A 4,637-nucleotide genomic window follows, 5' to 3' on the forward strand; every position below is an offset into this window, starting at 1 on the left:
CGATGCGCCTCTCTTGACGGATTACGGCAGCACGCGCGGCGGACTGGCGCTGCGCCGGCTGCTGCTCGCGCGTCTCGCCGAGGACGCGATTCAGGCGTCGCTCGATCAGCTCATGCTGACGGGCTCGGGCACGCAAGGTACCGACCTCGTCTGCCGCTTCCTGCTGCGTCCCGGCGACACGGTGCTGGTCGACGATCCCTGCTACTTCAATTTCCGCGCGCTGCTGCGGGCGCATCAGGCGAAGATCATCGGCGTGCCCTACACGCCGTCGGGCCCGGACGTTGCGCGCTTCGAGCAGATCCTGGGCACCGAGCGTCCCAGGCTCTACATCACCAATTCGGCCCTGCACAACCCGACCGGCGCGACGCTCTCGCTCCAGACCGCGCATCGGCTTCTGACCGCGGCCGCTGCGCACGACCTCACCATCATCGAGGACGATATCTTCGGTGACTTCGAGCCGGAGCGCTCGCCGCGACTTGCCGCGCTGGACGGGCTCAATCGCGTGATCCGCGTCGGCAGCTTCTCCAAGACGCTGTCGGCCTCGGTGCGCTGCGGCTACATCGCAGGGCGAGCCGACTGGATCGAGCATCTCGTCGACCTCCAGGTCGCAACCAGCTTCGGGGGTCCGAGCCCGGTCGCGACCGAGATCATCGCAAAGGTGCTGGCCGGCGGCAGCTATCGCAAGCACATGGACGAGCTCCGGCAGAAGCTGACGCGCACCCGCCGCGATGTGGCGCGCAAGCTTCAGGCGATCGGCATCGAACCCTGGCTGATGCCGCGCGGCGGATTTTTCCTCTGGTGCCGCCTCACGGGCGGGCAGGACGCCACGCAGGTTGCGCGCGCGGCGCTCGAGGACAACGTCGTGCTGGCGCCGGGCAACGTGTTCAGCGTGGCGCAGACCGCCTCGCACTCCATGCGATTCAACGTGGCGCAGATGAACGATCCCCTGGTGTGGGACGTGCTGCGGCGGGCATTGAAAAAACACACCCGAAACAATGGCGCCTGATCCGCGGAAACGGAATTAAGCAAACTGAAAGGCCGATGCGGGCTAAGTGGACAGAAAGAGGTTGCAGCACAGTTGCGCTGGTTTAAGCTGCGAACTGCAAATTTTTAGCCGGCCACCGGTCCGGCCAGATCATTAGCTGAACGACATTCATGCGCACCTTCATTCCCGCGGCGATTGCCGCCCTCGGACTCTGCACTTTTCCGGCCCAGGCCGAGACTCTGCAGAAGAAATTCGGTCCCGGATGGAATTGTAGCTACATCTCGGTCGAATTGGACAAGCTGTATGACAAATGCATGCAGTGCGAGAGTCAGGGAGAGGACGTCGCGCAAGTCGAGTGGAATAAAGGAGAATGCCGTAACAGGCTCTCGTTGAGAGAAAATCTCATCACCCGGCCGGACTACGAAAGTCCCCAAGAGGAGAGGATGCGGCTGAACAGCGCGGCCGCCGCCGCTCGCGAGTTGCAGGAGTTTCAGCGTTGGCGCAATCAGCGCACGCCGCTGGAGTCCGACGTTTCGGGTACCGGAGGTGGGCGCCTGGCTCCCAGTGCCCCGCGACCGCATTCCTCCCCACCTTCAAATTCCTTCCCAACGAGAGAGTCGGGCGTCAGCGGCGCGCGAGATGGATCCAACTCGAACTCACCTGAAATCGGCTCGAAGCCATCCGTGTCAAACGTCAGCAGCCCAACTCATCCGTCACCCTCGGCACCTGTCGGCGGCGTGCACATCGGAGCGGCTCCGACCGGGAAGGAAAGCGACCTGAGCGAGCTCAGGCGCAAGATTCTCAATTTGAAGAAGCCGGATACTTAACCTGGTAATTTGTCGAAGCGGGGGAAATAGAGCTCCATGATGCACAGGGTGCTTGTCGATCGACGCGGTTTTCTGGCGTCAGGAGTGAGCGCGTTAGTCCTGCAAGAGCCCCTGACCGCGGTGGCGGCTGCCAAGACTTGCAGCGCTCCCCCCGCGACTTCGATGGACATGCGGGCGGAGGTCGCCGTTTCGCTGCGCGAAGCGTTGAAGCGGGCGAAATCAGGCGGGCCAAAGCGGCTTACGGGTTTGACCCGGATTGATACCGTCTGCCAGGACGACAGTTACGATATCCTGCTTTGCGGCGTTGCCGAGAAGGGCCAGCCGGATCTTTACCTCGACGATCTCATCGTCGCGATCAGGTCGGCCGCCAGGAAGTACGGCAACATCGAGCCGGGTATCTCGCTGGATCCGGACAGAGATCAAACGCCGAATCTCGACCAGATTTCGGGGCGCGATGCGGCCGCGAAGCAACAATATTTGCGGATGTGCTCTCAACAGCCGCAAAAGGTTCGCGTCGACGCCCTACCCAGGCATTGTCGCGTGACCAAGGTGCTGGTCGAAGCCGACTATCGCATGAAGCAGGTTTCGCAGGGCACGCTGCAATTGCCGGTCGATCCGCCCCTGCCCGGAACTTTCACGCGCCGGCTCAATCAGTCGCGGCAGATGCTTCGGGCCGGCACGTCCATGGGCGATTGGAGCAGCCGACGCCGGTTCTGGTTCGAGCCCGGCAAGTTCGAATATGCGCACGACTATCAAATCGCGTCGCTGCAATCAGCCCAGGTGATCCTCAGCGACGCCGATGCCAACGCGGATGCAGGTGCCAAGAACGGCAACGAAGATCCCATCGCAAGGGAGTTCGCCTGCGATTGGACCGCGCGCATGGAGGAGACATTTCGTGCCGAGCCGATCTGGCGCGACATGTACAATATCTACCGGCATTTCGCGATCGCACATATCCTGAAGGAGGAGAACCTCCACCATTATGAACTCACGCGGCTGATCGACGCTCATGAGATCGATCACGTTGAATTGCCGGATACACTTCCAGGCTTGGGGCGTTGGGAAACCATCGAAGAAACCAAGGGCAACCGTCGTCTTACGTTGGTCTCATCGGTGTGCGGCGGGGTGTCGCTCGGACTCGCATCGCGAGTGACGGCGACCCGAGTGCGTTCTGAAAGCAATTCGCCCTCGCAGATGGCATTGCTGTCGCGGGCGATCGTTCTTTCAAGGCCGGATAAGACATCGGTCAGTTGGACCATTCCGCCGACGGCACTTCAATCCGCTGCAAAGTGGTATGTGGAACAAGAAGAGCAGCGCTTACAAGCAAAGAGAGAGTCCGAGGAGCGGGAGCGCAAGGAGGCTAACGACATCAAGATGGGAATGGCGCTTCTGGGCGGGTTTGTGGTGACCGGAATGTTGGCCGGGTGGCTGCTGAATCGCCGAAATGCACCGGCCGCGGAATTGGCGGCCGCCGGTTCGGATGCATCATCAACGTCACTCCTGGAGAGTTCCGGTGAAGCAGGGACGTCGGCGGAGTTTGCAGGCTTGCGACGCAACGACCTTTGCCCATGCAATTCAGGAAAACGCTTCAAACATTGTCATGGTGCACAGGAGGCAACTTAATACAGCGGCTCCTCATAGACCGGCTCGCCGTCGAGCAGCAGCCGCTTGATGGCGGCGCGGCCTGAGGGCAGCACGGCGGCGACGATGCGCAGCTTCTGCTGGTTGCGGGCCTGCTCGAGCTTGCCGCCCTCGCCTTCCGGCACGAAATAGCTTTCGAGACCGTATTTGATCGTCAGCTTGTCGCAGAAGGTGCGGACGTCTGATCCGCAGGAATAGCTGACGCGGCCGCGGATCAGCACCTCGGGCGCGGTGACCGGCACAGGCGCGGCATGCACCGAGACGGCGGCGTAAAGGCCGTCGGCATTGGGCGCGAGCTTGACGAACACGACGGGATTGCGTGCGTCGGCCGGCTTGCCGGCGAGCGCGCCGGCCGGCAGTTGCGAAATGTCGTAGCGGAGCACAACATAGTCGCCGCGCAGAAGATCGCGCGGATCGACCGGCTGCGTCTGCAGGGTCACCTCACGGCCTTCGCGCAGGATCTGCATGCGGTCGGCGACCATCAGGACCAGCAGCAGGCATTGCACCAGGACGGCGACACCGAACAGCACCGCTTTCGGAATGCGCTGCCAGAATCTTGTGATGGCTCCAATCATCGCTCAGCCCTCGGCAGCATGCGATTGAGCGCGGTTGCAAAGACCACGGCGACGATTCCGGCCCCCGCGAGGAAGGCCGAGCGGCGCAGCAGCGAGCCCTTCACCGCCCAGGTGATGCCAGCAATGATTCCGGCGATGCCGAGCCAGCCGGCGACGATCCGCGGACGCACGTCATCGAGCACGCCGGAGACGACGAGGCACAGCATGGCGCACAGCAGCGCGGCGTAAGCGAACCAGGGTTCGCCGGCCGTGGAGACCGGCCAGATCGGCGCGGCGACCAGCACGAGCCCGATCGCGCAGGCTGCAAGCAACTCACCTGTGCGTTTCGTGAGTATGGCGGAGACGAGGGCGAGGATCACCCCCGCAACTCCGCACAGGATCGCCCAGAGCGGCTGTGCCGATACCGTGCTGGTCCGGAAGCGAATGATGTCATCGACCGTCGTCACCTCCAGGAAAGCGACACCGGCCAGCGCAAACGCTCCGTAGATCGACAGAACGCTCCCAAGCTGGCGCGCCCTCGGCGAGGGCGCAGAGGCGATCGCAAGCCCGGCGCCGAACAGCAGGGCGGCCCCGTTCGCGAGCACGAAGGACGGCTGGGCGCCCTCGAAC

The 4,637-nt window shown here is 63.0% G+C and carries 4 protein-coding genes and 1 pseudogene; 3 read left to right on the forward strand and 2 right to left on the reverse strand.

Going from position 1 to position 4,637, the window contains the following annotated elements:
• The 3 genes from MOV74_RS31640 to MOV74_RS31650 form a co-directional block, all read left to right on the forward strand.
• Positions 1-1,006 (forward strand): PLP-dependent aminotransferase family protein (locus MOV74_RS31640; RefSeq protein WP_246930904.1); only part of this gene is annotated, 1,006 nt, incomplete at its 5' end.
• Between the two features lie 149 nt (positions 1,007-1,155).
• Entirely contained in the window at positions 1,156-1,812 is a 657-nt protein-coding gene (locus tag MOV74_RS31645; protein WP_246930905.1) for a hypothetical protein, read from the forward strand.
• Between the two features lie 84 nt (positions 1,813-1,896).
• A complete protein-coding gene (locus MOV74_RS31650) occupies positions 1,897-3,435 on the forward strand; it encodes an SEC-C metal-binding domain-containing protein (protein ID WP_246930906.1) in 1,539 nt (512 codons plus the stop codon).
• Here MOV74_RS31650 and MOV74_RS31655 read toward each other — a convergent pair.
• Positions 3,432-4,028, reverse strand: a complete 597-nt coding sequence (locus tag MOV74_RS31655) for a GDYXXLXY domain-containing protein (RefSeq protein WP_246930907.1) — start codon at positions 4,026-4,028, stop codon at positions 3,432-3,434. The two genes, MOV74_RS31650 and MOV74_RS31655, sit on opposite strands and share 4 nt — an antisense overlap.
• Positions 4,025-4,637, reverse strand: a pseudogene (locus MOV74_RS31660) (DUF2157 domain-containing protein); the annotation flags it as partial. The gene MOV74_RS31655 and the pseudogene MOV74_RS31660, both read right to left, overlap by 4 nt.

Source organism: Bradyrhizobium sp. SHOUNA76 (assembly GCF_023006445.1).
Taxonomy (GTDB): domain Bacteria; phylum Pseudomonadota; class Alphaproteobacteria; order Rhizobiales; family Xanthobacteraceae; genus Bradyrhizobium.

Coding starts and splice junctions, on each gene's coding strand:
- MOV74_RS31645 (WP_246930905.1), top strand. CDS start 1,156: ATGCGCACCTTCATTCCCGCGGCGATTGCCGCCCTCGGACTCTGCACT.
- MOV74_RS31655 (WP_246930907.1), bottom strand. CDS start 4,028: ATGATTGGAGCCATCACAAGATTCTGGCAGCGCATTCCGAAAGCGGTG.